Origin of the sequence: Tabrizicola caldifontis (genome assembly GCF_004762095.1) — a bacterium.
Taxonomy (GTDB): domain Bacteria; phylum Pseudomonadota; class Alphaproteobacteria; order Rhodobacterales; family Rhodobacteraceae; genus Tabrizicola; species Tabrizicola caldifontis.
The window spans coordinates 24,281-47,929 of the sequence record NZ_SIJH01000002.1 but is presented as its reverse complement, the minus strand read 5'-3'; the positions used below and the strand labels follow the sequence as shown (position 1 = coordinate 47,929).

Genomic DNA, 23,649 nt, shown 5'->3' with positions numbered 1-23,649 from the left:
CAGGGGTACCGGGGAACGCGAAGTCCCCCGGACCCGTCACCTCCGCCTGCGCACCAGGCGCCGTTTTGCCGCCGCCTGAGCGGGCTTCCGCGGCTGATACTTGCCACCCTTCCGCCGTGGCGGCCGCATCGTCGCCCCCTCGACCGACAGAAGCTCCAGGATCAGCCCGCCGGTCACCGGTGCCGCCTCGACCAGCCGCACCACGACCTTCTGCCCGATCCCGAGCGTCAGCCCCGTCTCTGCCCCCATCAGGGTCTGGCTACCCTCGTCATAGTGGAAATACTCGCGCCCAAGCGCGCGCACCGGAATCAGGCCGTCCGCCCCGGTCTCGTCCAGGCGCACGAAGACCCCGAACCGCTGCACGCCAGAGATCCGGCCCGAGAACTCGGCCCCCACCCGGTCGGCCAGATAGGCCGCGAGGTAACGGTCGGTCGTGTCCCGTTCGGCTGCCATGCTGCGCCGCTCGGCTTCTGAAATCAGCTTCCCTGTCTCTTCCAGGTTCTCCATGTCCCACTGGCTCAGCCCGTCCTTGCCCCAGCCATGGGCCGAGATCAGCGCGCGATGCACGATCAGGTCGGAATAGCGCCGGATCGGGCTGGTGAAATGGGCGTAGGTCCGCAAGGCAAGGCCGAAATGGCCGAAATTCTCGGGGTGGTAATAGGCCTGGGTCATCGACCGCAGGGTGGACAGGTTGATCAGCTCGTCGAACTCTGTCCCCTCTGCCTGCTGCAAGAGCCGGTTCAGGTGCCTTGTCTGCAACACCTGCCCCTTGGCCAGCGTCAGACCGGCGCTTTCGGCCACCTCGCGCAGGCCCTCCAGCTTCAGCGGCGAAGGTTCCTCGTGCACCCGGAACAACAGTGGGTGCTTCCGTCGGATCAGCTCTTCGGCGGCGGCGACATTGGCGAGGATCATCATCTCCTCGATCAGCCTGTGCGCTTCCAGCCGTTCCTTGAATGCGACCGAGATGACGCGGCCCTCCTCGTCCAGCTCGATCTTGCGTTCCGGCAGTTCCAGGTCCAGGGGCTGCCGCGCTTCGCGCGCCCGTGCCAGCGCGGCATAGGCAGCGTAAAGCGGCCGCAGGATCGGCTCCAGCAAGGGCGCGGTCTTTTCGTCCGGCGCCCCGTCCACCGCCGCCTGCACCTGCGCATAATGCAACGAGGCGACCGAGCGCATCATGCCGCGCACGAAGCGATGGCTACGCTTGTGGCCGTCCTTGTCGATCACCATCCGCACCGCGATGCAGGCGCGATCCACCCCTTCATGCAGCGAACACAGGTCGCCCGAAAGGATGTCGGGCAGCATCGGCACCACGCGGTCGGGGAAATAGGTGGAATTGCCCCGCCGACGTGCCTCGCGGTCCAGCGCCGATCCGGGCGTGACGAAATGCGCCACGTCGGCGATGGCAACCCAGATCACGAAGCCGCCGATATTCGCAAGGTCGGTGTCGGCTTCGGCATAGACCGCATCATCCCGGTCGCGCGCATCGATCGGGTCGATGGTCACCAGCGGCAGGTCGCGCAGATCCTCGCGGCCTGCCATCCCCACGGGCTCCGCCCGGTCGGCCTCGGCGATCACCTCATCGGGAAAGGTATCGGGAATCCCGTGCTGGTGGATGGCGATCAGGCTTGCCGCGCGCGGTCCTGCCGGATCGCCCAGTCGCGCGATCACCCGCGCCGCCGGCAGGCCGAGGCGGCGACCGCCAAGTGCCTCGGCCTCGACCAGTTCGCCGTCCTTTGCGCCCATGGTCATGTCTGCCGCGACGCGCCATTCCTTGTCCGCCCCCTTTTCGATCGGCAGGATGCGGCCACCCTCGGCGTTCGAACGGAACACCCCAAGCACCTTGGCTGGGTTCGACCCCAGCTTGCGGATCAGCCGCGCCTCGTAGGCGTGATCGTCCAGATCCACCTTCGTCAGCCGCGCAAGGATCCGGTCGCCCGCCCCTAGCGCCGGATCGCCCTTCTTCGGCACGATCAGGATGCGCGGTCCTTCGTCCACGCCCTCCTCCAGGGGTTTTGCGTAAAGATCGCCCGCCCGGTCCGGTGCCAGAACCTGCAACACCGCCACCGGCGGCAATACCCCTGTCTCGCGGAAGCGGCGTGCCGACTTCTCGACCACGCCCTCGCCCTCCAGCTCGCGCAGCAGCCGCTTCAGCTCGATCCGCGCGTCACCCTTGATCCCGAAGGCCCTGGCAATGTCGCGCTTGGCCGAAAGGCCGGGGTTTTCGGCGATCCACTGCCGGATCTGGTCTTTTGAGGGCAAGGGTTTCATGCCCAATCGCCTATCATGAGACGGCGGCAAAGACTATCCCGGCATGACGCTGCCGACAGACAGATGCCCGCGCAGGGGCCGGGGGCAGAATGTCCCCGCAGGCTGGGCTGGCCAGGTCAAGGGCCCCGGGAAAGGAAAGGGGGCCGCACCCGTCAGGGAACGCGCTGCGGCAAGGGCCGGTCAGAGGGCGCGGCGCATGTGGCGGTGCGGAATGCCCGCGTCCAGGAATTCGTCGCCTTCCACGGCAAAGCCCAGCTTCTGGTAGAACCCCGTCGCATGGGATTGCGACCCGAGACAGGCCTCTGTCACCCCCGGCTGGCTGCGCAGCACGTCCAGCGCGGCCCGGATCAGTGCCGCGCCAAGGCCCGTCCCCCGTGCCTCGGGCAGCACGCAGACCCGGCCGATCTTGCCGGCCGCGCCCTTTATCAGAAGCCGCGCGGTCCCGACCGGCCGATCATCCTGAAGGGCGAGCAGGTGGATGGCGCCTTCGTCCAGCCCATCCAGTTCGTCGGCCTCGCTGACGCCCTGCTCCTCGATGAACACCAGCCGCCGCAGGCGCTGGCAGGTAGCGATATCGCGCGTCTGCTCGATGCGGATCATGCGAAATACTCCCGCAGGATGCGGCCATAGATCGCCTTCAGCTGGTGGATCTGCGCGATTGCCACGCGTTCGTCCACCTGGTGCATCGTCTGTCCCACCAGCCCGAATTCCACCACCGGGCAATGATCCTTGATGAAACGCGCATCGGACGTGCCCCCGCTGGTCGAGGCGACCGGCTTTCGCCCCGTTACGGCCTGCACGGCGCGCGCCACCAGCGCTGAAAGCTCGCCCGGCGGCGTCAGGAATGCCTCGCCCGAGACCGAGATCTTCAAGCCGATTTCCACGCCCGCAGCCTCGGCCACTGCTGCTGCCTCGGACCGAAGCCAGGACGACAGCGTGTCGCCCGAATGCGTGTCGTTGAAGCGGATGTTGACCGTGGCCGTCGCCTGCGCCGGGATCACGTTCGAGGCCGGGTTGCCGCAGTCGATCGTGGTGATCGCCAGGGTGGAGGGGTCGAAATGCTGCGTGCCCCGGTCCAGCGGCTCGCTCTCCAGCTTCGCGAGGAGCTTCACCAGCGCCGAAAGCGGATTCTTCGCCCGGTGCGGATAGGCGGAATGGCCCTGCACGCCGGTGACCGTGATTCTGGCCGTCAGGCTGCCGCGGCGGCCGATCTTCATCATCTCGCCCATCTCGTGCGGGCAGGTGGGCTCGCCCACCAGGCAATGCGTCATCCGCTCGCCGTTGAAGGCCATCCAGTCCAGAATCGCCAGTGTGCCGTCCCTGCCCTCGCCTTCCTCGTCGCCGGTGATCGCCAGGATCACCGCGCCGTCAGGCGGCGTCTCGCGCACGAAATCCACCGCCGCTGCGACGAAGGCCGCGACGCCCGACTTCATGTCGCAGGCGCCGCGACCATACATGAAGCCGTCTTTCACCACGGCCCCGAACGGATCGAACCGCCAGGCCGCCCGGTCGCCGACCGGCACCACATCCGTGTGCCCGTTGAAGCCGAAGGCCCGGTTCGACCCCGCCTTGCCCCAGCGCGCATAAAGGTTGGCGATCCCGCCCCGGTCCACCCGAAAACAGGCAAAACCTGCCGCTTGCAGCACCTCGGCCAGCAGCGTGATGGCGCCGCCTTCTGCCGGGGTGACCGAGGGGCAGCGGATCAGCCGCGCGGTCAGGTCAACGGGGTCAAGCGGTTCGATGGACATGCAGGGGGCTCTTCTGGTGACGGAACCGACTGACTACCCACTCGCAACCGCAACCTCAAGGTGTGCCGTTTGCGCGCCGCTGTTCGTTCGACGGCATCTCTCTGCCGCCACCATGCCCCGCGAGTGGTGGTCGAACACCATCGAGGTGCGGTCCCGGCTGTCCGGTCAATCGAAGAACGGGGTCATCTGCGCCACGATCACCGAATTCTCGTCCAGCGCCCGTTGCATCAGCGCCTGTTCCTCGGCGTCGATCTCTTCGCCGGCCTTCAGCCGGTCTTCCAGCGTGCCATGGCCGGTGACCTCCAGCGGCGCAAGATCCGCCTCCTTGAGAATGGCCACCGTCTCGCGCACCGCCTCGGCCTCGTCGACGCCGCTGGCATAGATCACCAGCCCCGCCCCCGTGGCCTTGTCCGGCAAGCCGTCGCCCGCCTTGCGGCCGACCTCGACCACCAGGGTATATACCTTCTGCGGCCGCTTCGGCCTTTCGGGCGCCTCGGCCATCCTCAATCCCGCAAGAGCTCGTTGATGCTGGTCTTGGCCCGGGTCTGCGCATCGACCTTCTTCACGATCACCGCGCAGTAAAGGTTGACCCCGCCCTTCGACGGCATCGAGCCCGCCACGACCACCGACCCCGCCGGCACCTCGCCGTACATCACCTCGCCGGTCTCGCGGTCCACGATCTTGGTGGATTTGCCGATGAAGACGCCCATCCCCAGGACGCTGCCCTCGCGGACGATGCAGCCCTCCACCACTTCCGAGCGCGCGCCGATGAAGCAGTTGTCCTCGATGATCGTGGGGTTGGCCTGCATCGGCTCCAGCACCCCGCCGATGCCGACGCCGCCGGAAAGATGCACATTCTTGCCGATCTGCGCGCAGCTGCCGACCGTGGCCCAGGTATCGACCATGGTGCCCTCATCGACATAGGCGCCCAGGTTCACGAAGCAGGGCATCAGCACCGCGCCCTTGCCGATGAAGGCCGACCGGCGCACCACGCAGTTCGGTACCGCGCGGAACCCCGCCGCGCGCCATTCCGTATCGCCCCAGCCGGCGAACTTCGAATCCACCTTGTCCCACCAGGATCCCCCCTGCGGCCCGCCCGACTGCTGCGCCATGTCGCGCAGGCGGAAGCCCAGCAGCACCGCCTTCTTCGCCCACTGGTTCACATGCCAGTCATTGCCGCGCTTTTCCGCAACCCGCAGCGTCCCCGCATCCAGCGCGGCCAGCGTCGCCTCGATGGCGTTGCGCATCTCGCCCTTCGTGGCCGGGGTAATCGTGTCCCGCGCCTCCCAGGCGGCTTCGATGGCGGCTTCCAGCGCGGCATGGGTCATGCGGAATTTCCTTTTCGGTTGGTCATGAGACTGCCGACCCTATAAGCCTTGGGGCAGTTTCACGCAATCCGAGCCAGTTGATGACCGAAGACCACCGCAGTCACACGTTCCGCGACAGCATTGAGGACGCCGCCGCCGTCCGTCGTATCCCCGACACGCCCCAGACCCGGGCGCCGGCCTATCGGCTGGCCTTTGTGGACCGCGACTTCATGCTGCGCGACGAACTCCGCCCCGTGCGGCTGCAGCTGGAACTGCTGAAGCCGCAGATGATCATGGACGAACGCGGCATCGAATCGACCGTGGTCATGTTCGGCGGCGCGCGCATTCCCGCGCCGGAACACCGCGATACCGCAGCGACCCGGACGCTGGCGGACTTGTCGCACTACTACGACGAGGCCCGCCGCTTTGCCCGGCTGATCACGGAACGCAGCGTGGCAAGCTACGGGAAGGAATGGGTCATCGCCACCGGCGGCGGCCCCGGCGTGATGGAGGCCGGCAACCGCGGCGCGGACGAGGCCGGGGGCCAGTCGATCGGCCTGAACATCGTGCTTCCGCACGAACAGGCCCCGAACGCCTATGTCACACCTGATCTGTCGTTCAACTTCCACTACTTCGCCATCCGCAAGATGCATTTCCTGATGCGTGCGCGGGCGATCGTGGTCTTTCCGGGCGGTTTCGGGACGATGGATGAACTGTTCGAAAGCCTGACCCTGATCCAGACCCGGCGCATGAAGCGTGTCCCCTTCATCCTGTTCGGCCGCGACTGGTGGGAAAAGGTGGTGAACTGGCACCACCTGTCCGAGGCGGGGGTCATCAGCCCCGAGGACCTGTCGCTTTTCGCCATGGTCGAGACCGCGGAAGAGGCGATCTCGCTGATCGATGGGTGGCAGCACGTCTAGTGCGGCCATCGGGCGCGCGATCACGCGGGAAGGGGCAGCGCGACGGCGGCGGAACCGGCTGCCGCAGGCCACCGCGGAAGGCCGGGGTCAGAACCTTTCGGCGCGCAGAACCTCGGCGTCCGTGACCCCGATCACGCCGATGTGCCGGTCGACCACGCCGAAGGCGGCCTCCAGCAGGATGTCCAGCCGCTCGGGCCGGATCAGGCAGACGACGGCCACCATCCCGCTGCGGCCGACCTGGCCCTCGCGCGTCCAGCGCCCCGACCGGCCCGAACCGCCCAGCACCGGCAGCACCGTGAATCCGGTGACCCCCGCCTTTTCCAAAGCCGAGGTCAGCCGCCCCTCCATCGGTGCCTCGATGATGATCTCGACCCGCTTTGCCTTGTGCGTCTGCATGTCACCCCCCCACAGCCTGCGCCACGGCCACCCAGGCCGGAATCCCGATCACGAGGTTGAACGGAAATGTCACCCCCAGCGAAAGCGTCAGATAGATCGATGGCTTGGCATCCGGCAGCGCCACCCGCATCGCCGCCGGCACCGCGATATAGCTGGCCGAACCGGCCAGAACCATCATCAGCGCGACGCCGCCCTGGGACAGCCCCAGCAGCAGCCCCGCCGCCAGTCCGAACCCGGCGCCGACCACCGGCATCACCATGCCGAAGGCCAGCACGCCACCGGTCAAAACCCCCCTTGCGCTGCGCATCCCCCGGCCCGCCACCAGCCCCATGTCGAGGAGAAACAGGCACAGCACCCCCTGGAAGGGCGCGACGATGAAGGCCTCGATCCGCGCCATGCCGGGCTCGCCGGTCACCAGACCAATCAGGAAGGATCCGACCAGAAGGACGATCGACCCGTTCAGCAGGATCTCGCGCCAGAGGTCGGCATCCATCTTCTCGGCCCGCCCTCCCGACCGGCTGGCAAGAAAGAGGGCCGAGATGATCGCCGGCGCCTCCATCGCCGCAGCGACCGCGACCATGTAGCCTTCGGCGGTCAGGCCCGCACCTTGCACCACTGACGCGGCCGTGACGAAGGTGACGATCGAGATCGACCCGTAATGCGCGGCAACCGCGGCGGCATCCGTGGCCGAAAGCCGGGTCATCACCTTCAACAACGCGAAGGCCGCGAAGGGAATGACGAAGGACAGCACGCTGCCGGCGACCAGCGCCGCAAGCAGCCGTCCGTCCAGCCCGTGATCCGCCACCGAGACCCCGCCCTTGAAGCCGATCGAGAACAGCAGGTAGATCGACATCCCCTTGGCCACCGCCTCGGGGATGGTCAGCTCGCTGCGCGCCAGGGCCGCGAAAAGCCCCAGCGCAAAGCACAGGATCATCGGTGTCAGAAGGTTGGCGCTTGCCAGCGCCAGCATGTCCTGCATCGGTCGTCCCCCGTTTTTGCCCGGTATGACGCAAGCCCGCAAAAGCGCAAGACCTGCCATCCGGGAATCCGGTTTCGTTCTTCCCCGACTCGGGTCCGCCTGCTACAGATGGGGGCATGACGCTTCACACCCCCAAGATAACGGGCGCTTCCGGTCGTCCGGTGATCCGGCAACTGGACGAGGCAGCAATCAACCGCATCGCGGCGGGCGAGGTGGTGGAACGCCCCGCCTCGGCCGTGAAGGAACTGGTGGAAAACGCGCTGGACGCAGGCGCCAGCCGCATCCAGGTGGACATAGCGGACGGCGGCAAGACGCTGATCCGGGTCACGGACGACGGCTGCGGCATGACGGCGGATGACCTGCCGCTGGCGCTGTCGCGTCATGCGACCTCGAAGATCGACGGATCGGACCTGCTGGACATCCGCAGCTTCGGCTTCCGGGGCGAGGCGCTGCCCAGCCTGGGCGCGGTGGGTCGGCTGACCATCACCTCCCGCGCCGAGGGCCACCCCGCAGCACAGATCGCCTGCGAGGGTAGCCGCCTGTCGCCTGTCCGCCCCGCCGCGCTGTCCCGCGGCACGGTGGTCGAACTGCGCGACCTGTTCTTCGCCACCCCGGCGCGGCTGAAGTTCCTGCGCTCCGACCGGGCCGAGATGCAGGCGGTGGCCGAGGTCGTCCGCCGCCTGGCCATGGCCGAACCCCAGGTGGGCTTCACGCTGCGCGACGTGACCGGGGGCGAGGCGAGGACCCTGTTCCGCGCCGATCCGCAATCGGGCGATCTGTTCGACGCGCTGGAAGGCCGGCTTGCCGGGATCCTCGGGCGCGAATTCACGGAAAACGCCCTGCGCATCGACGCGGAGCGCGAGGGGCTGCGCCTGCGGGGCTTTGCCGCGCTGCCGACCTATTCGCGCGGCTCCTCGGCGCAGCAATACCTGTTCGTGAACGGCCGCCCGGTGCTGGACCGGATGCTGTTCGGGGCGCTGCGGGCCGCCTATTTCGACGTGCTGTCGCGCGACCGGCACCCGGCGGCGGTGCTGAACCTGATCGCCGACCCGCAGCGCGTGGACGTGAACGTCCACCCCGCCAAGGCCGAGGTCCGCTTCCGCGAACCCGACGCCGCGCGCAGCCTGATCATCACCGCGCTGAAATCGGCGCTGGCTGGGGCAGGGCACCGCGCCTCCTCCACAGTGGGCGCGGCCACGCTGGCCGCCTTCCGCCCCGAGCCGCGCGTCTGGCAGATGGACCGGCCCGGCCAGCCGGCCATCGCCCGCGCCTTCGCCTTCCAGTCCCCCGACGGATTTGCCGAGGCACCCCAGGCCACCGCCTTGGCACCCGCTCTTCGCGAGGCAGAACCGCAGGCGCAGGACGTGGCGCCAGAGGCCCACCCCCTTGGCACCGCCCGCGCCCAGCTGCACGAAAACTACATCGTCGCCCAGACGGCGGCCGGCATCGTCATCGTCGATCAGCATGCCGCCCACGAACGGCTGGTCTATGAACGGCTGAAGCGCCAGCTGGCCGAAACCGGGATCCGCAGCCAGCCGCTGCTGATCCCCGAGATCGTCGAGCTTTCGCCCACCGATGCCGCCCGCCTTCTGGACGCCGCACCGGCGCTGGCCGAGGTCGGGCTTGTGATCGAACCCTTCGGTGGTGCGGCGGTGGCGATCCGCGAAACCCCGGCGATCCTTGGCCAGGTGAACGGCACGGCGCTGGTCCGCGACATCCTGGACGAACTCGCCGATCAGGGCGACAGCGGGCTGGTCCGGGCCAGGATTGACGCGATCCTCAGCCGGATGGCCTGCCATGGCTCGGTCCGTTCCGGCCGGCAGATGCGGCTTGAGGAGATGAACGCCCTTCTGCGCGAGATGGAGGCGACGCCGCTTTCGGGCCAGTGCAACCACGGCCGGCCGACCCATGTGGAACTGTCGCTGGCCGACATCGAACGGCTGTTCGGCCGCCGATGATCACGCTGTTCGGCCAGAGCTATCAATGGAACGACCCCGAGGTGCTGATCCTCGGGGGTCTTGCCGCGCTGCTGCTCGGTCTTCTCGTCCTGATCCTGCGCGCGACGGCCCGGGCCTCGTCGGCCACCGAACCGCTGCTGCGCGAGATCTCCTGGCTGGCCGCGCGGGTGCAAAGCCTGGGAGACGGGCAGGAACGGCTGGCGGGCGGGCTACACCATGTCTCGGAGGCGCAGGCCGTCAGCCAGAGCGCGATGCTTCAGGTCATGGAACAGCGGCTGGCCGAGGTGCAGCGCCAGATGACCGAGGCGCTGCACGGCACCTCGACCCGCACCGCCCGCAGCCTGGGTGAATTGCAGCAACGGTTGGAGACCATCGACAAGGCGCAGGCGAACATCGAGAAGCTGTCGGGCAACGTCCTGAGCTTGCAGGACATCCTGTCGAACAAGCAGACCCGCGGCGCCTTCGGGGAAATCCAGCTGCACGACATCGTGCAGAAGGCCCTGCCGAAGGACGCCTACACGATGCAGGCGACGCTTTCCAACGGCCGCCGCGCCGACTGCCTGATCCACCTGCCGAACCCGCCCGGCCCCATCGTGATCGACGCCAAGTTCCCGCTGGAAGCCTACGAGGCGCTGCGCCGTGCCGACACGCCTCGCTTGGCGCAAGAGGCCCAGCAGCTGATGCGCCAGGCCGTCCGCGCCCATATCCGCGCCATCGCCGAGAAATACATCCTGGAGGGCGAAACCGCCGACGGGGCGCTGATGTTCCTGCCCTCGGAAGCCGTCTATGCCGAGCTTCACGCCAATTTCGCCGACCTGGTGCGCGAAGGCTTTGCGGCAAAGGTCTGGATCGTCTCGCCCACCACCTGCATGGCGACGCTGAACACGATGCGGGCGGTGCTGAAGGACGCACGGATGCGCGAACAGGCTGGCGCGATCCGGCGGGAATTGTCGCTCCTCTACGCCGATGTCGAACGGCTGGGCGCGCGGGTGGAAAACCTCGACCGCCATTTCGGCCAGGCGGCGAAGGACATCGAGGAAATCAAGATCTCCTCCGACAAGGCCACGAAACGCGCGCGACGGCTGGACAATTTCGACTTCGAGGAACTGGCCCCGGACATCCCCGCCCGGGTGGCCGGCCCGAGGGCGGCGGAATGATCCACCTGCGCCCCACCGACTATGTCCGCCAGCCCTGGAAGAACGGGCGGGGCACGACCGTCGAACTTTGGCGGCTGGAACGCGACGGTCAGCTTCTGGTGCGGCTGTCGCGTGCAGCGGTGGTCGAGGACGGGCCTTTCTCGGTCTTTCCGGGCATCGAACGGAATCTGACCGTACTTTCGGGCCCCGGCTTCCGGCTGAAGGGTGGGGGGCTTGATTTCCGCTGCGAGCCGCTGGTGCCGGTGGCGTTCCCGGGCGACGTGCCCTTGCAGGCGACCGAAACCATGGGCCAGCAGTCCGACGATTTCAACGTCATGACCTTGCGCCTTCTGCCCAGGCCCGAGGTTCTGCCCGCACAGAACGATCTTCTGCCTGCGGGCGGGCTGCTGGCGCTTTATGCTCTTGGTCCGGTCCGGGTGAATGGCGAAGCGATTGCCCGCGATGACCTTGTCCTAACCGACGGCGCGGCGCGGTTGCAGGGTGATTGGCCGGTCATCGCGGTCCGCCTGACCGGCATCTAAATGCGGAACAACGGCTGAGCCAGGCGCGGAACCAGCCCGCGGAACCGCAACGGCGCATCGGTCGCAGCCAGGCAGATGCAATCCTCACCGGCCAGAGCGACCGGAGTGTGTTCCACCTCTTCGTCGGCGATCTCTATGTCGCCACGGTCGAAGCGGTCGTTCTCGTCGGCGAATGCGCCCTGCAGGACCAGCGTCAGTTCCATACCCCTGTGGCCGTGGTCCGGCACGGCGACCCCGGCGGGGATGTAAAGCAGCCGGGCGGTCGCGCTTCGCCCTGTAGGCAGGATCGCCTGTTTCACCCCGCCGCCGATCCGCCGCCACCGCACCGCCGAAAGATCGCCGCCTACATAATCCGCCAGGGGGGCCGGGAAGATCCCGGCCGTCTTCAGCGGCTCGGTGCGTGTCGCCTGCGGCAGGCCGTCGATCCGCGCCAGTGCCGCCTCCAGCGCGGCCTCGCCCATGGCGATCTCATCGATTTCCTCGATCAGCGCGCCGCCGACCGCGTCGAACGAGGCAAGCCTCGCCCTGCATTCGTCGCACATCGAGACATGGGTGGCGACGACCAGGTTGAAGGCCTCGGGCAGTTGCCCGACCGAATAGGCCATGAGCAGCTGGTCCGAGAGATGGTGGCGTATCTTCATTCGCTTCGGTCCTTCACGTCATCTGCTGGCGCAACTTTTCCAGCGCCAGCCGGATGCGCGATTTGATCGTGCCCAGGGGCAGCCCCGTCTCGGCGGCGATCTCGCTGTGCGAAAGCTCGCCGAAGAAGGCGCGTTCGATCAGCGCGCGCTGTTTTTCGGGCAGTGCCGCAAGCGCGCGACCCAGCCGTTCCGTCTCTTGCTGGGCTTCCATCACCTCGGCCTGGTCAGGCTCGGGCTCCGGTCCCCAGTCCAGTTCCTCCGGCTCGGCGCGGCGATCCTTGCGCAGCGCGTCGATCCGCTTGTTCCGCGCGATGGTGAAGACCCAGGTCGCCACCGACGCCCGCGCGGGGTCGAAAAGATGCGCCTTCTGCCACAGCACCGCCATGACATCCTGCGCGCATTCCTCGGCAAGCGCCGCACCGGCGCCCGACTTCATCAGGAAGGCCTTCACCCTGGGGGCGAAGTGCCGAAACAGCGCCGCAAAGGCCGCCCGGTCCTGACAGTCGCGCACCCGAAGCATCAGGCCCGCCCAATCCGTTCCATCCTCTGCCTGCGCCAAGACCCTTTCCTTCCTGCGGGGCAATCCCTGCCCGCCAGCCGCCCCCGAGGGCTGCGGCTGACCGGCTTGCTCCGTCATAACGGGTCTTGAAGCGTCAAGCATCATGGTTCTCTTACGCACCACGCTGCCGGACGGATCACTTGTCAGGCCGATCTGGAGCGCGGCCGAAATCTGTCAAGGGTGTCATGTCAACTCTGTTTGACAATCTGCTTTCCGCGCTGTCAGGGTGATCCGACAGGGGGCCTGCCGCGTAAGCCAACAAAACCACTGAAGGAAGTCCCCTGAATGCCGTTCGAGACCCTGGGCCAGGCCCCCCGCCGCATCGCTGTCATCGGGGGGGGCATTGCGGGGATGGCTGCTGCACACATGCTGGCCGATACCCATTCCGTCGTGCTTTACGAAGCCGAACCCCGCCTTGGCGGCCATGCGCGAACGGTGATTGCGGGCAAACGCAGGGATCAGCCAGTGGATACCGGCTTCATCGTGTTCAACAAGGTGAACTATCCCCACCTGGTGCGGCTGTTCCAGCAGCTGGGCGTGCCCGTCACTGAAAGCAACATGTCCTTCGGTGCCTCGTTCAGAGGAGGGCGGCTGGAATACGGTCTTGCATCGCTTGACACGATCTTTGCCCAGCGCCGGAACGCCTTCGACCCGCGTTTCCTGCGCATGCTGGCCGACATCCTGCATTTCAACCGCAACGCCGAAGCGGTCGCCAGCGATCCCACCATGACCATAGGGGAACTGCTTGGGCGCCTCGGCACCGGGGCCTGGTTCCGCGACCACTACATCACCCCCTTTTCGGGCGCGATCTGGTCCACCCCGACCTCGGGCATCCTGAACTTCCCGGCGCAGGCGCTGGTGCGGTTCTTCCGCAATCATGCGCTGATGGACTATACCGGGCAGCACCAGTGGTATACGGTCAGGGGTGGGTCGATCGAATATGTCCGCCGCCTGCAGGCCGCCATGACTGCCCAGGGCGTTGACATCCGCACCGGCGCGCCCGTTGCCGGTATCCGGCGCGAGGCGGGATCGGTCCTTGTCCGCGCGTCGGGGGCCGATTGGGAGCTGTTCGATGACGTGGTGCTTGCCTGCCATTCCGACCAGGCCCTGCGGCTTCTGTCCGACGCCACCCCGCACGAGACGCAGGCACTGGCCGCGATCCGCTATCAGCCGAACGAGGCGGTGCTGCATTCCGACCCGTCGCTGATGCCGAAATCGCAAAAGGTCTGGGCTTCCTGGTCGTATGTCGAACCCGCGACCGGGCCCGGCGACCGCATCGACCTGACCTACTGGATGAACTCTCTGCAACCGATCCCGCAGGATGATCCGCTGTTCGTGACGCTGAACACCGCCCGGCCGATCCGGGATGATCTGATCCACGATGTAATCACCTTCCATCACCCGGTGTTCGACGTGGCCGCCTTCGCCGCGCAGGAACGGATCCGGGTGATGAACGGCGCGCGCAACACCTGGTTCTGTGGTGCGTGGATGCGTAACGGCTTTCACGAGGATGGCTTTGCCTCGGCTGTCGATGTCGTCAACGCGATGGCCGAACGCCAAAGCCTGAGGTTGGCGGCATGATGCGGGTGCAGCGGATCCGGGCGGAAACCTTCCACGGCCGCAAGGGCCCGGTGAAGAACGCCTTCCGCTATTCGGTAGACTACCTCCTGCTCGACCCTGAAAGGTACGAAGGGCCGGCGTTGTTTTCCCGTAACCGCGGCAACCTGATGTCGCTTCATGATGCCGACCACGGCGGCGCACCGGGCGAGGGGCGCGGAGTCGCCTGGGCGCGCGAGGTGCTGGCCGGGCACGGCCTTGCCCACGACCGCGTCCTCCTCCTCGCGCAGCCGCGCCTCTTGGGCCACGTGTTCAACCCGGTTTCCTTCTGGCTGGCATACGATCACCTCGGCCACCTGCGCGCGGTGATTGCCGAGGTAACGAACACCTACGGCGACCGTCATTCCTACCTCTGCCACCGCGAGGACCGCGCCCCCATCACCCGTGAGGACACGATCCTTGCGCGGAAGATCTTTCACGTCTCGCCCTTCCAGCCCGTGGCCGGAACCTATTCCTTCCGTTTCGATATCCGGCCGGATCGGATCGGAATCTGGATCGACTATACCGCCCCTGACGGCGGTGGCTTGTTCACAAACCTGGTCGGCCCCCGCCTGCCGCTGACCACCGCAGGCATCCTGGCTTCTGCGCTGCGTCGTCCCTTTGGTTCGCGCCGGGTGCTTGCGCTGATCCATTGGCAGGCGCTGAAGCTCTGGTGGAAGAAGGTCCACTTCAACCATCGCCCCGCGCCCCCCACCGAAGACGTGTCACGATGATCGGGCAGCCCCGCCCCGACCCCAGAGCCGGCGCAGCCCCCGCATGCCGACAGGGACGCAAGAGATCCCGGGTCAAGCCCGGCGCGGGATTGCGCGAGATGGCTGACCCCTGCGCGAATGCCTCGCGATGACAGACCGCCTTCCCGCGTGGTCGCTGTTCGCGGCGCTGATCGCCATGGCAGGCCTGCCGATCTACATTCACGCGCCGAAATACTACGTCGACAGCTACGGTGTTTCGCTGGCATCGCTCGGGTTCACACTCGCCGCGTTGCGCCTGATCGACGTGGTGCAGGATCCTGCCCTTGGCTGGCTGGCGCAGGCCACCCGGCCCCGTCGCCGTGCAGGCGTGGCACTTGCCACAGCCGTCATGGCCGCCGGGATGATCGCCCTTTTCGCCGTTCCCCCGCCCATCGCGCCGCTCATCTGGTTCGCCCTGTGCCTGACCGCACTGTTCAGCGCCTTTTCCTTCCTGACGATCTGCTTCTACGCCGAAGGCGTGGCAAAGGCCGAAACGCTTGGCCCGCAAGGCCATGTCCGTCTTGCCGCCTGGCGCGAGGGCGGCTCGCTTCTGGGTGTCTGTCTTGCTGCGGTGGCCCCCGTGGCCCTGATGCCGCTGACCGGCGCCCCCTTTACCCTTTTTGCCATCCTTTTCGCCATCCTGGCCCTTGTCGCAACCCTTGCCATGCGCCCCGAATGGCAGGGGGCGCCACCTGCGCCCACGCCCGGCCCGTTCGCGCTTTTCCGGCCAGTGCTTGCCGACCCCCTTGCACGCCGTCTGCTGCTGGTCGCGCTTCTGAACGCCTCGCCCGTCGCCGTCACCTCCACCCTGTTCCTGTTCTTCGTCGAAAGCCGCCTTGTCCTGCCCGGCTGGGAAGGCCCGCTGCTTCTGCTCTTCTTCCTCGCGGCCGCCCTGTCCACCCCGGCATGGAGCCTGCTTGCCCGCCGCCATTCCACCCGGCCAGTCCTCCTTTCCGCCATGGCGCTGGCCGTGCTTTCCTTCCTCTGGGCCATCGCCCTCGGCCCCGGCGACCTGATCCCCTTCGCGCTGATCTGTGCCGCGTCCGGCGCGGCGCTCGGCGCCGACCTGACGCTTCTGCCTGCGATCTTCGCCCAACGCCTTGCCCGCACCGGCAGGCCCGCAGCCGCTGCCTTCGGCCTGTGGTCCTTCGTTTCGAAACTGTCCCTTGCCCTGGCTGCCCTGACGATCCTGCCCGCGCTCGACGCCGCCGGCTTTCGCCCTGGAACCGACAATCCGCCCCAGGCGATCTGGACACTGACACTGATCTACGCAGGCCTGCCTTGCGTATTGAAGATGACAGCCATCGCGCTGCTCGCCCTTACACCCCTGCCGCCCACCAAGGACGCCCCGTGACCGAGATCTTTGCCGCCCTGCTCGGAGCCCTGATCGTCATCCTCGTGATCGGGATCCGCAGCCGCTATGCCAGCTTCCACGCGCAGTCGCCGTCGGACTATGCCGGTCTTGGGCCCCGCTTCGACCTGCGCCAGCACCTTTCGGGCCCGATACAGTGCGAAGGCGTGATCTTCGGCCCCTCCGGCCGCGTCGCCTCGCGCTTTGTTGCGGACATGGAAGGGACATGGCAGGGCAACACTGGCACATTGTCCGAGGTTTTCCGCTATGACAGCGGCACCATCCAGCGCCGGGCCTGGACCCTGGCGCTGGGCAATTCCGGCGAGATCACCGCAACCGCCGCCGATGTGGTGGGCCTTGGCCGTGGCCGGGCCGAGGGGCCGGGCGTCATGCTGCGCTACCGCATCCGCCTCACGCCCGAGGCGGGCGGACATGTGCTGGACGTGACCGACTGGATGTACCTGATGGAGAACGGCACCATCATCAACCGTTCGCAGTTTCGCAAGTTCGGGATCAAGGTGGCCGAGCTGGTCGCCACCATGCGCCGTGTGCCCGCAGCCAGCCAGCGTGTCGACCTGGCCGCAGCGGAATGAGATCCTTCCTTGGGAAACGCTACTGGCTGGTGGGGGCCTCGGAAGGGCTGGGCCTTTCGCTGGCCCGGAAGCTTTCCGCCGCCGGGGCAGATCTGATCCTGTCGGCCCGCAATGCCGAGGCGCTGGCAGAAGCCGTGGCCAGCTTGCCGGGCAAGGCGACCGCGCTGCCGGTCGATGTTGGATCTTCGGCCAGCGTGACCGCCGCCGCCGCGCAGTTGGGCGCCGTGGATGGCATGGTCTTCCTGGCTGGGGTCTACTGGCCGATGCGCGCACAGGACTGGGACGCCACGGCCGCCGAGGCGATGGCCGACATCAATTTCACTGGCTGCGTCCGTGCCGTCGGGGCGGTTCTGCCGGGAATGGTGGCGAAGGGTCGCGGCCATATCGTCATCACAGGGTCGCTTTCGGGTTTTCGCGGCCTGCCCGGCGCCATTGGCTACGCCGCGTCAAAGGCCGGGACAATGGTCCTGGCGGAATCGCTTTATGCCGATCTGCGCAAGACCGGCGTCAAGGTGCAGCTGGCGAACCCCGGCTTCATCCGCACCCGGCTGACGGCAAAGAACGACTTCGCCATGCCCTTCATCATGGAACCCGACGAGGCGGCCGAAATCATGTTCCGCCACATGCAATCGGACCGTTTCAAGGTCAGTTTCCCCACGCTGTTCAGCTGGGTCTTCCGCGGCGGCCAGTTCCTGCCCGACTGGCTTTACTATCGCATGTTCCCGCCGAAAGGCTGAACCGGGCAGCTCTCCCGGATCAGTCCCACCTCTCTGCAAGAATATCCAAGGGCCCCGGGGTGTGCCCCGGGCGGTCGCGTTGCGGGGGCTTAGCCCCGGCGCAACCGCGCCATGAAGAATCCGTCCATCCCGCCGAGCTCGACCCAGTAATCGGGCCGCAGGCGCAGGCCGCCCTCTGCTGTCCACCACCGGGTTTCGACCCCGGAAAGCTCCACGCGTTCCACCGCCAGCTCCGGGTGCCGTGCCAGGGCCGCGGAAAGCTGTCGCTCGCCCTCCTCCGGCAGAAGCGAGCAGGTGGCGAAGACCAGCCGGCCGCCAGGCTTCAGCCAGCCCAGCGCCCGGTCCAGAAGCTGCGCCTGCAAGGCCACCAGTCCCGCCACCTCTGACCCGTCCTTGACGAAGGGCAGGTCGGGGTGCCGCCGGATCGTGCCCGTCGCCGAACAGGGTGCATCCAGCAGGATCGCGTCGAATATCCCATCCGGCTGCCAGTGCAGCGCATCGGCCACAACCACGCGTGCCGAAAGCCCGGTCCGCGCCAGGTTCGCCCGCAGCCTGGCCATGCGCGGCTCGGAAATGTCCAGCGCCGTCACCTCGGCCCCTGCCGCCGCCAGTTGCAGCGTCTTTCCCCCGGGTGCGGCGCAAAGATCCAGCACCCGCTCGCCGGGGCGTGCTGCCAGCAGCCGGGCAGGAAGGGCGGCGGCGGCATCCTGTACCCACCAGCCGCCGGCTGCATAGCCCGGCAGGGCCGAAACCTGTCCGGCCGAGGTCAGCCGCAGGCTGCCGGTCGGCAGAACCTCGCCCGCGGGCGCGGGGAAGCCGGGCCGCAGCGTCAGATCCAGCGGGGGTTCCCCGGCCTGCACCGCCTCGATCGCACCTACCGCCTCACGACCCCAGGCATGGACCAGGGGCTGGCGCAGCCAGCGCGGCAGTCGCTGCGGCGGCAGGCCGTCGAACATCCCGTCCTCGGGCAGGGCGCGCAGCACGGCATTCACCAGCCCGGCAAGGTGCCGGGTCCGCCTGCCCTTGCGCACGATCTCGACCGCCGCGTTGACCACGCCATGCGCCGGCGCGCCCATCGCGCGTTCTACCACTGCCAGCCGCAGGACGTTGCGCACCGGCAGGGGAGGCGACTTGCTCAGATGCCGGTCCAGCACGCGGTCGGCAGGCTCCAGGTGGCGCAGCACTGTTTCTGCCAGCCGCAGCGCCCGGGCCCGGTCGGAGGGCATCAGGTCGACGCCGGCGAACTCTGCCAGCATCCGGCCCTCGCCAAGGACGCCGCCCAGGATGTCCACCGCTGCCGCCCGTGCCGCCACGCCTTCGGCCATGATCCGCCCCTTGCTGCCTAAGGCTTGCGCCGTATATCAACGCGCAGGACAAGGAAACCCGCCATGGCCGAACCCGAAGTGCTTCCCCCCGCCGCCCGCCGCGCCCTTGCCGAGGCGGAAGAGCGCCGCAAGGCGGCCGAAGCCAGAGCGCCCCTCCCCCCGGAGTTCGGTGGACGCGACGGGCCAGAGCCCGTGCGCTATGGCGACTGGGAAAGAAAGGGCCTCGCCATCGACTTCTGACCCGACGGACACGGGCGCCCCGGGGCCTGCCTTGGCGCTAGCTTTCACGCAGCGCGCGGCGGAAATAGGCGCTGAATGGCTCGATCAGATAGGTCAGCGGCGTTCGGGCGCGGGTGGCAAGGAAGACGTCCACCGGCATCCCCGGAACCAGCCTGCGATCGCCCAGCCGCGCCAGTTCCTGCGGCGCAATCTCGACCCGGACAAGGAAACGGGCTGCCCCGGTCGACTGGTCGGTCACCGCATCGGGTGAGACCAGTATGACCCTTCCGGCAAGCCGGGGCGAGTCGCGCCCCGCCAGGCCCGGAAAGGCAAGATCGGCGCGTTGGCCCGGTGCGATATCGTCAATGTCGGTCGCGGCGATTCCTGCCGTGACCACCAGAGGGCGGCCTTCCGGAACGATCACAAGCGCCGTTTCTGCCGCGCGGAGCACCTCGCCGGGGGCTGACAGGACAAGGCCCATGACCCTGCCAGACACCGGCGCCCGGATGTCCAGCCGGGCGATACGTTCTGCAAGGGCCGCCCGACGGGTCTGTAGTTCCAGGACCAGGGGCTCGATCTCGCGCAGCTCGGTTGCGGCGGCCTCCTTGCGACGGAGGGCAAGGGCAGTGTCCTCGATGCCGATTTCGGTGATCTGCCCTACCGCGACAGCCTGGGCTGCCTGCAATTCCCCTGCCTGACCCGACAGTCGCGCCTTCTCCCTTTGCAGGGCCAGGATAGACGCCTGCGGGACAAGCCCGCGCTTGAACAGGCCTTGTTGCGCGGCCAGGTCCTTTCCGATCAGGCGCAACTGCAGGTCAACTGCCTGCCGCTGGGCAGTCAGCCCCGCGATCTGGGCACGGATCTGCACGATCCGCTGGGCAAGCTGTGCCTGCATTTCGCGCTGCGTGTCACGGCGCGCTGCGAACAGCTTCTGCTGTCCTTCGATCCGGGCGGCAAGGTCAGGGTCGTTTGCGGCACGCGCCTTCACCTCGGCCGGAAATTCCACGGCGTCCAGCCCGTCGCGTTCGGCGCGTAGCCGGGCACTGTGGGCAAGAAGCTCGTTCAGTCGCAGGTCTGTCACGGCAAGTTCATGGCGCAGCGCAGCACCGTCCAGCACCAGAAGCACCTCGCCTGCCGATACCTGCGCACCTTCCGCTACCCGAATCTCGGCCACCACGCCGCCATCGGGATGCTGGACGGGCAGGCGACCCTGATCCGGTTCGACCCGGCCGCGGGTGACGACGGCACCAGACAGCGTGGCCGTCGCCGCCCACAGGCCAAGGCCCAGAACCAGCATGGCCGTCGCAAGAAGGCCAAACACTGCCGGGCCGCGGACGGAAAGGTTGGCCGTCGTCATCCCGCGATTCCCAGGCCCAGGCTGCGGCTGATGACCCCCGCATTGCCGACCTGATCGCGCAGGACGCTGTCGCGGGGGCCAAAGGCGGCGACGGCCCCCTGTTTCAGCACCATCAGAAGATCGCATTCCTGCAGGACCGCTGGCCGATGCGCCATGATGGCGACCGCCGCCCCTGCTGCCTTGGCCTCGCCCACCGCCCGGTTCAGGGCCAGCGCGCCGTCACTGTCCAGATGGGCATTGGGCTCGTCCAGCACCAGAAGGACCGGATCGCCATAAAGCGCACGGGCCAGGCCGATCCTCTGGATCTGCCCGCCCGACAGGGGCGTTCCGGGCGCGCTGACGCGGGTGTCGTAACCTTCGGGCAGCGATAGGATCATCTCGTGCGCGGCAGCGGCGCGGGCGGCGGCAACGATGCGTTCGGCCGGGGCATCGGGATCCAGGCGGGCAATGTTCGTCGCGATGGTGCCGTCGAACAGGCTGACGCGTTGCGGCAGATAGCCGACGAGCGGCCCAGGACCATCTGGCCCGAACTGGTCGAATCCCGCACCATCCAGCCGGATCTCGCCTGTATCCGGGACAAGGGCCCCGACCAGTGCCCGCGCCAGCACCGTCTTGCCCGCACCCGAGGGGCCGATCACACCCAGCGCCTGACCGGGCTTCAGCGTGAAACTCACCCCATGCAGGATGGGACGCGCGGCTGCGGACGGGCGGACGCCAAGCCCGCGCACCTCGACCACGGCTCTTGGGCGGGGCAGGGCGGTGCGCAAGGCGCGCGCCGGTTCGGCGGTCAGCAGCTGGCCCAGCCTGGCCCGTGCCTGTCGTGCACGGGTGAGGGCAGGCCAGTGGGCGATGGCCTGCTCGAGCGGAAGCAGGGCCCGCCCCATCAGAAGCGGCGCCGCAAGCATGGCCCCGGCTGTCACCTTGTCATGCAGGACAAGCCAGGCTGCCAGCCCCAGCATCGCCGATTGCAGGAACAGCCGGAAGGTCCGCGTCACGACGGACCACCGCCCCCCGATGTCCGCAGCGGCAAGCCCTTCGATCAGCGCCCTGTCGCGCAGGGTTCGCCATCGGGTCTGCGCCGCCCGCAGCATGCCCAGGGCGCGCAGCAACCCGGCCTCGGCCGCCTGGGTCTGCACCTCGCGTTCGGCGGCAAGGGCTGCCGCGCCGGCCCTGTGCAACGTGGCTTCGGTCGTGCGCTGGTTGATCCATGCGATCAGAACCAGCGCAGCGCCCCCGGCCAGGGCCAGCCAGCCGAGCAGCGGGTGCAGGATGAAGATCGCCACCAGAAACAGTGGCGTCCATGGCGCATCGAACAGAGCCGGCAGTATGGGTGATGTCCAGAGCCGCAGCACCGAGTCGAGATCGCGCGTCGCAGCCGGCGCGGCCATGTCGCCCGGCACCCGCACGGCACGGTCAATCCCGGCCTGATGCACGCGCCCATCCAGCACCGTCTGCATCCGCGCGCCGATCCGCGCGAGGATCCTTGACCTGGCATGGTCAAGCAGCCCCATGACCAGAAACAGCACCGCCGCCAGCAGTGACAGCGTGACAAGCGTCTCTTCCGACCGCGAGGTCAACACACGGTCATAGACCTGCAGCATGTACAGCGGCGCGGTGAGAAGCAGCAGGTTGACGAGGCCCGAAAAGACGAAGGCCAGCACAAGGGCCGCGCGCAGCGGCGAGCGGGCGGCGGCAATTTCCGCCAGTCCGGTGCGGGCATCGGTCGCGGCGTCGCGGGGTGGCGGCATTGTCGCATTCCTTGGCATCATCCCGCCATGCGCTGCACAGGGATCATGCTTCCGCGTTGTGTTCGGCAATCCGTGGGCTTATCCCTTGCCAACCGCGGCATGACGCTAAGCTAAGCACTTCAGGTGGCCGAACGGTAAGGGTATGGGTCTGAACAATTCGTTGATATCAGGGCGCTCCGCCCGGATCTTGCTTGCCAGCATTGCGTTTGGTCTGCTGGCGGCCTGCGGCGCTCCCCCGCCGGCAGAGGGGATCAATGACCCCTACGAGGCCACGAACCGCAAGGTGCACGATTTCAACCGCAGACTTGACGAGGCGCTGGTCGGGCCTGCCTCCAGGGGCTATGGCAGCGTGGTGCCCGAACCGGCTCAGCGCGTGGTGGGCAATGTCGCACGCACGCTGGATCTGCCGGGCGACATAATGAACAATCTGCTGCAAGGCCGCATTGCCAATGCGGCCACCAACACGCTGCGGCTTGCGACCAACCTGACGATGGGGGTCGGGGGGCTTTTTGATGCGGCCACTGCTCTTGGCCTGCCGCAGAAGCCTACCGACTTCGGCGAGACGCTGCATGTCTGGGGCATGGGCGAGGGGGCCTATCTGGAACTGCCCTTTACCGGGCCTTCGACCACGCGAGACACGGTCGGCACCCTGGTCGATCTTGCGCTGAACCCGGTCCGCCTGGCCGTCCCCCCGCGCGAGGCGAATGCCGCGACGCTTCTGAAGCTTTTCTCACGCCTTGGTGACCGCAACCGCTTCTCGAACACGGTCGAATCGATCCTATATGAAAGCGCAGACAGTTACGCCCAGGCACGGCTGCTGTATCTGCAGAACCGCCGATTCCAGCTTGGCCGGGGGGCAGGCGCTGTGGGCGGTGATGACGACTTCATCGACCCTTACGAGGATCCATATGCCGAATGACCTGCTTCTGAACCGCCGCACCCTGACGCTGGGCCTTGCCTCCGGTCTGGCCCTGGCTGCCCTGCCGCGTCAGGCATCGGCACTGACGGTAGAGCAGGCGCGCAGCCTGGTTGACAAGACCGTGGCCGACATCAACGCCATCATCAATTCGGGCAAGTCCGAAAGCGCGATGCTGCGCGAATTCGAAAAGCTGTTCGCCCGCTATGCAGATGTGCCCGCCATCGCGCGATCGGCCCTTGGCCCGGCGGCGCGTCAGGCTTCGCAGGTGCAGATCGCCGCCTTCACCAAGGCCTTCCAGGGCTACATCAGCCGCAAATACGGCCGCCGCTTCCGTGAATTCATCGGCGGGCGGATCGAGGTGACCGGCGCCAAGGCGGTGAAGAGCTTCTACGAGGTGATCTCGACCGCCTATCTGAAGGGCGAAGCACCGTTCGAGGTGCGCTGGCATGTCAGCGACCGGTCGGGCAAGAGCCTGTTCTTCAACATCATCATCGAGGGTGTGAACATGCTGGCCAGCGAGCGCACGGAAATCGGCGCGATGCTCGACCAGCGGCGCGGCGACCTTGACCGGCTGATCGCCGACATGTCCAGGCTCTGA

General features: G+C 67.6%; 24 protein-coding genes. 12 read left to right on the top strand and 12 right to left on the bottom strand.

Going from position 1 to position 23,649, the window contains the following annotated elements; genetic code table 11:
• Positions 1-36: 36 nt before the first annotated feature.
• The 5 genes from rnr to dapD all read right to left on the bottom strand — a co-directional run bounded on the left by rnr (position 37) and on the right by dapD (position 5,344).
• Complete coding sequence (gene rnr / locus EYB42_RS01820; RefSeq protein ID WP_135447575.1) at positions 37-2,268, bottom strand: ribonuclease R; 2,232 nt, start codon at positions 2,266-2,268, stop codon at positions 37-39.
• A gap of 180 nt (positions 2,269-2,448) precedes the next feature.
• Positions 2,449-2,865 carry a GNAT family N-acetyltransferase gene (locus tag EYB42_RS01815; protein ID WP_167850902.1) on the bottom strand — a complete coding sequence of 139 codons (417 nt, stop codon included), beginning with the start codon at positions 2,863-2,865 and terminating at the stop codon, positions 2,449-2,451.
• Entirely contained in the window at positions 2,865-4,016 is a 1,152-nt protein-coding gene (gene dapE / locus EYB42_RS01810; protein WP_135447571.1) for a succinyl-diaminopimelate desuccinylase, read from the bottom strand. Before dapE ends, EYB42_RS01815 begins: the two co-directional genes overlap by 1 nt.
• Before the next feature lie 165 nt (positions 4,017-4,181).
• Entirely contained in the window at positions 4,182-4,517 is a 336-nt protein-coding gene (locus EYB42_RS01805; RefSeq protein WP_135447569.1) for a hypothetical protein, read from the bottom strand.
• Between the two features lie 2 nt (positions 4,518-4,519).
• Positions 4,520-5,344, bottom strand: coding sequence for a 2,3,4,5-tetrahydropyridine-2,6-dicarboxylate N-succinyltransferase (dapD, locus tag EYB42_RS01800; RefSeq protein ID WP_135447567.1), 825 nt, complete (start codon positions 5,342-5,344; stop codon positions 4,520-4,522).
• A gap of 80 nt (positions 5,345-5,424) precedes the next feature.
• Between dapD and EYB42_RS01795 the strand changes: the two genes are divergently transcribed.
• Complete coding sequence (locus EYB42_RS01795) at positions 5,425-6,243, top strand: LOG family protein (RefSeq protein WP_135447564.1); 819 nt, start codon at positions 5,425-5,427, stop codon at positions 6,241-6,243.
• 87 nt (positions 6,244-6,330) lie between these two features.
• On the opposite strand, the gene EYB42_RS01790 is transcribed toward EYB42_RS01795, so the two are convergent.
• Both EYB42_RS01790 and EYB42_RS01785 read right to left on the bottom strand, forming a co-directional pair.
• Positions 6,331-6,639 carry a P-II family nitrogen regulator gene (locus EYB42_RS01790; RefSeq protein ID WP_135447562.1) on the bottom strand — a complete coding sequence of 103 codons (309 nt, stop codon included), beginning with the start codon at positions 6,637-6,639 and terminating at the stop codon, positions 6,331-6,333.
• Position 6,640: 1 nt separating this feature from the next.
• Positions 6,641-7,618: a sodium-dependent bicarbonate transport family permease gene (locus EYB42_RS01785; protein WP_135447560.1), complete on the bottom strand. Its 978-nt coding sequence runs from the start codon at positions 7,616-7,618 to the stop codon at positions 6,641-6,643.
• 116 nt (positions 7,619-7,734) lie between these two features.
• On the opposite strand from EYB42_RS01785, the gene mutL reads away from it, so the two are divergent.
• Genes mutL through EYB42_RS01770 form a run of 3 tightly spaced genes read left to right on the top strand, consistent with a single transcriptional unit; the run spans position 7,735 to position 11,254 of the window.
• Entirely contained in the window at positions 7,735-9,576 is a 1,842-nt protein-coding gene (gene mutL / locus EYB42_RS01780; protein WP_135447558.1) for a DNA mismatch repair endonuclease MutL, read from the top strand.
• Entirely contained in the window at positions 9,573-10,733 is a 1,161-nt protein-coding gene (locus tag EYB42_RS01775; protein ID WP_135447555.1) for a DNA recombination protein RmuC, read from the top strand. Before mutL ends, EYB42_RS01775 begins: the two co-directional genes overlap by 4 nt.
• Positions 10,730-11,254: a HutD/Ves family protein gene (locus EYB42_RS01770; RefSeq protein WP_135447552.1), complete on the top strand. Its 525-nt coding sequence runs from the start codon at positions 10,730-10,732 to the stop codon at positions 11,252-11,254. The genes EYB42_RS01775 and EYB42_RS01770 overlap by 4 nt, the downstream gene beginning before the upstream one ends.
• On the opposite strand, the gene EYB42_RS01765 is transcribed toward EYB42_RS01770, so the two are convergent.
• The gene (locus EYB42_RS01765; protein WP_135447551.1) at positions 11,251-11,895 is read right to left on the bottom strand and encodes a ChrR family anti-sigma-E factor; all 645 of its coding nucleotides are present in this window, start codon (positions 11,893-11,895) and stop codon (positions 11,251-11,253) included. The two genes, EYB42_RS01770 and EYB42_RS01765, sit on opposite strands and share 4 nt — an antisense overlap.
• A 13-nt stretch (positions 11,896-11,908) precedes the next feature.
• Positions 11,909-12,454, bottom strand: coding sequence for a sigma-70 family RNA polymerase sigma factor (locus tag EYB42_RS01760; RefSeq protein ID WP_394346478.1), 546 nt, complete (start codon positions 12,452-12,454; stop codon positions 11,909-11,911).
• 285 nt (positions 12,455-12,739) lie between these two features.
• On the opposite strand from EYB42_RS01760, the gene EYB42_RS01755 reads away from it, so the two are divergent.
• The 5 genes from EYB42_RS01755 to EYB42_RS01735 all read left to right on the top strand — a co-directional run bounded on the left by EYB42_RS01755 (position 12,740) and on the right by EYB42_RS01735 (position 17,483).
• On the top strand, positions 12,740-14,035 hold the full coding sequence (locus EYB42_RS01755) for an NAD(P)/FAD-dependent oxidoreductase (protein ID WP_135447549.1): 1,296 nt from the start codon (positions 12,740-12,742) through the stop codon (positions 14,033-14,035).
• Positions 14,035-14,784, top strand: a complete 750-nt coding sequence (locus tag EYB42_RS01750; RefSeq protein ID WP_135447975.1) for a DUF1365 domain-containing protein — start codon at positions 14,035-14,037, stop codon at positions 14,782-14,784. The genes EYB42_RS01755 and EYB42_RS01750 overlap by 1 nt, the downstream gene beginning before the upstream one ends.
• A 127-nt stretch (positions 14,785-14,911) precedes the next feature.
• Positions 14,912-16,156: an MFS transporter gene (locus EYB42_RS01745; protein WP_135447545.1), complete on the top strand. Its 1,245-nt coding sequence runs from the start codon at positions 14,912-14,914 to the stop codon at positions 16,154-16,156.
• The gene (locus EYB42_RS01740; protein WP_135447543.1) at positions 16,153-16,746 is read left to right on the top strand and encodes a DUF3833 domain-containing protein; all 594 of its coding nucleotides are present in this window, start codon (positions 16,153-16,155) and stop codon (positions 16,744-16,746) included. Before EYB42_RS01745 ends, EYB42_RS01740 begins: the two co-directional genes overlap by 4 nt.
• Positions 16,743-17,483, top strand: coding sequence for an SDR family NAD(P)-dependent oxidoreductase (locus EYB42_RS01735; protein ID WP_135447541.1), 741 nt, complete (start codon positions 16,743-16,745; stop codon positions 17,481-17,483). The genes EYB42_RS01740 and EYB42_RS01735 overlap by 4 nt, the downstream gene beginning before the upstream one ends.
• A gap of 89 nt (positions 17,484-17,572) precedes the next feature.
• On the opposite strand, the gene EYB42_RS01730 is transcribed toward EYB42_RS01735, so the two are convergent.
• A complete protein-coding gene (locus tag EYB42_RS01730) occupies positions 17,573-18,808 on the bottom strand; it encodes an RsmB/NOP family class I SAM-dependent RNA methyltransferase (protein ID WP_135447539.1) in 1,236 nt (411 codons plus the stop codon).
• A 63-nt stretch (positions 18,809-18,871) separates the two neighbouring features.
• Between EYB42_RS01730 and EYB42_RS01725 the strand changes: the two genes are divergently transcribed.
• A complete protein-coding gene (locus EYB42_RS01725) occupies positions 18,872-19,048 on the top strand; it encodes a DUF1674 domain-containing protein (protein ID WP_135447537.1) in 177 nt (58 codons plus the stop codon).
• A 37-nt stretch (positions 19,049-19,085) separates the two neighbouring features.
• Here EYB42_RS01725 and EYB42_RS01720 read toward each other — a convergent pair whose 3' ends face one another.
• Together EYB42_RS01720 and EYB42_RS01715 are read right to left on the bottom strand one after the other, a co-directional pair.
• The gene (locus tag EYB42_RS01720) at positions 19,086-20,384 is read right to left on the bottom strand and encodes an HlyD family type I secretion periplasmic adaptor subunit (protein ID WP_167850891.1); all 1,299 of its coding nucleotides are present in this window, start codon (positions 20,382-20,384) and stop codon (positions 19,086-19,088) included.
• Positions 20,381-22,132: a type I secretion system permease/ATPase gene (locus EYB42_RS01715; protein ID WP_135447533.1), complete on the bottom strand. Its 1,752-nt coding sequence runs from the start codon at positions 22,130-22,132 to the stop codon at positions 20,381-20,383. Before EYB42_RS01715 ends, EYB42_RS01720 begins: the two co-directional genes overlap by 4 nt.
• A gap of 187 nt (positions 22,133-22,319) precedes the next feature.
• On the opposite strand from EYB42_RS01715, the gene EYB42_RS01710 reads away from it, so the two are divergent.
• Together EYB42_RS01710 and EYB42_RS01705 are read left to right on the top strand one after the other, a co-directional pair.
• A complete protein-coding gene (locus tag EYB42_RS01710; protein ID WP_240783930.1) occupies positions 22,320-23,051 on the top strand; it encodes an MlaA family lipoprotein in 732 nt (243 codons plus the stop codon).
• A complete protein-coding gene (locus EYB42_RS01705) occupies positions 23,041-23,649 on the top strand; it encodes an MlaC/ttg2D family ABC transporter substrate-binding protein (RefSeq protein ID WP_135447529.1) in 609 nt (202 codons plus the stop codon). Before EYB42_RS01710 ends, EYB42_RS01705 begins: the two co-directional genes overlap by 11 nt.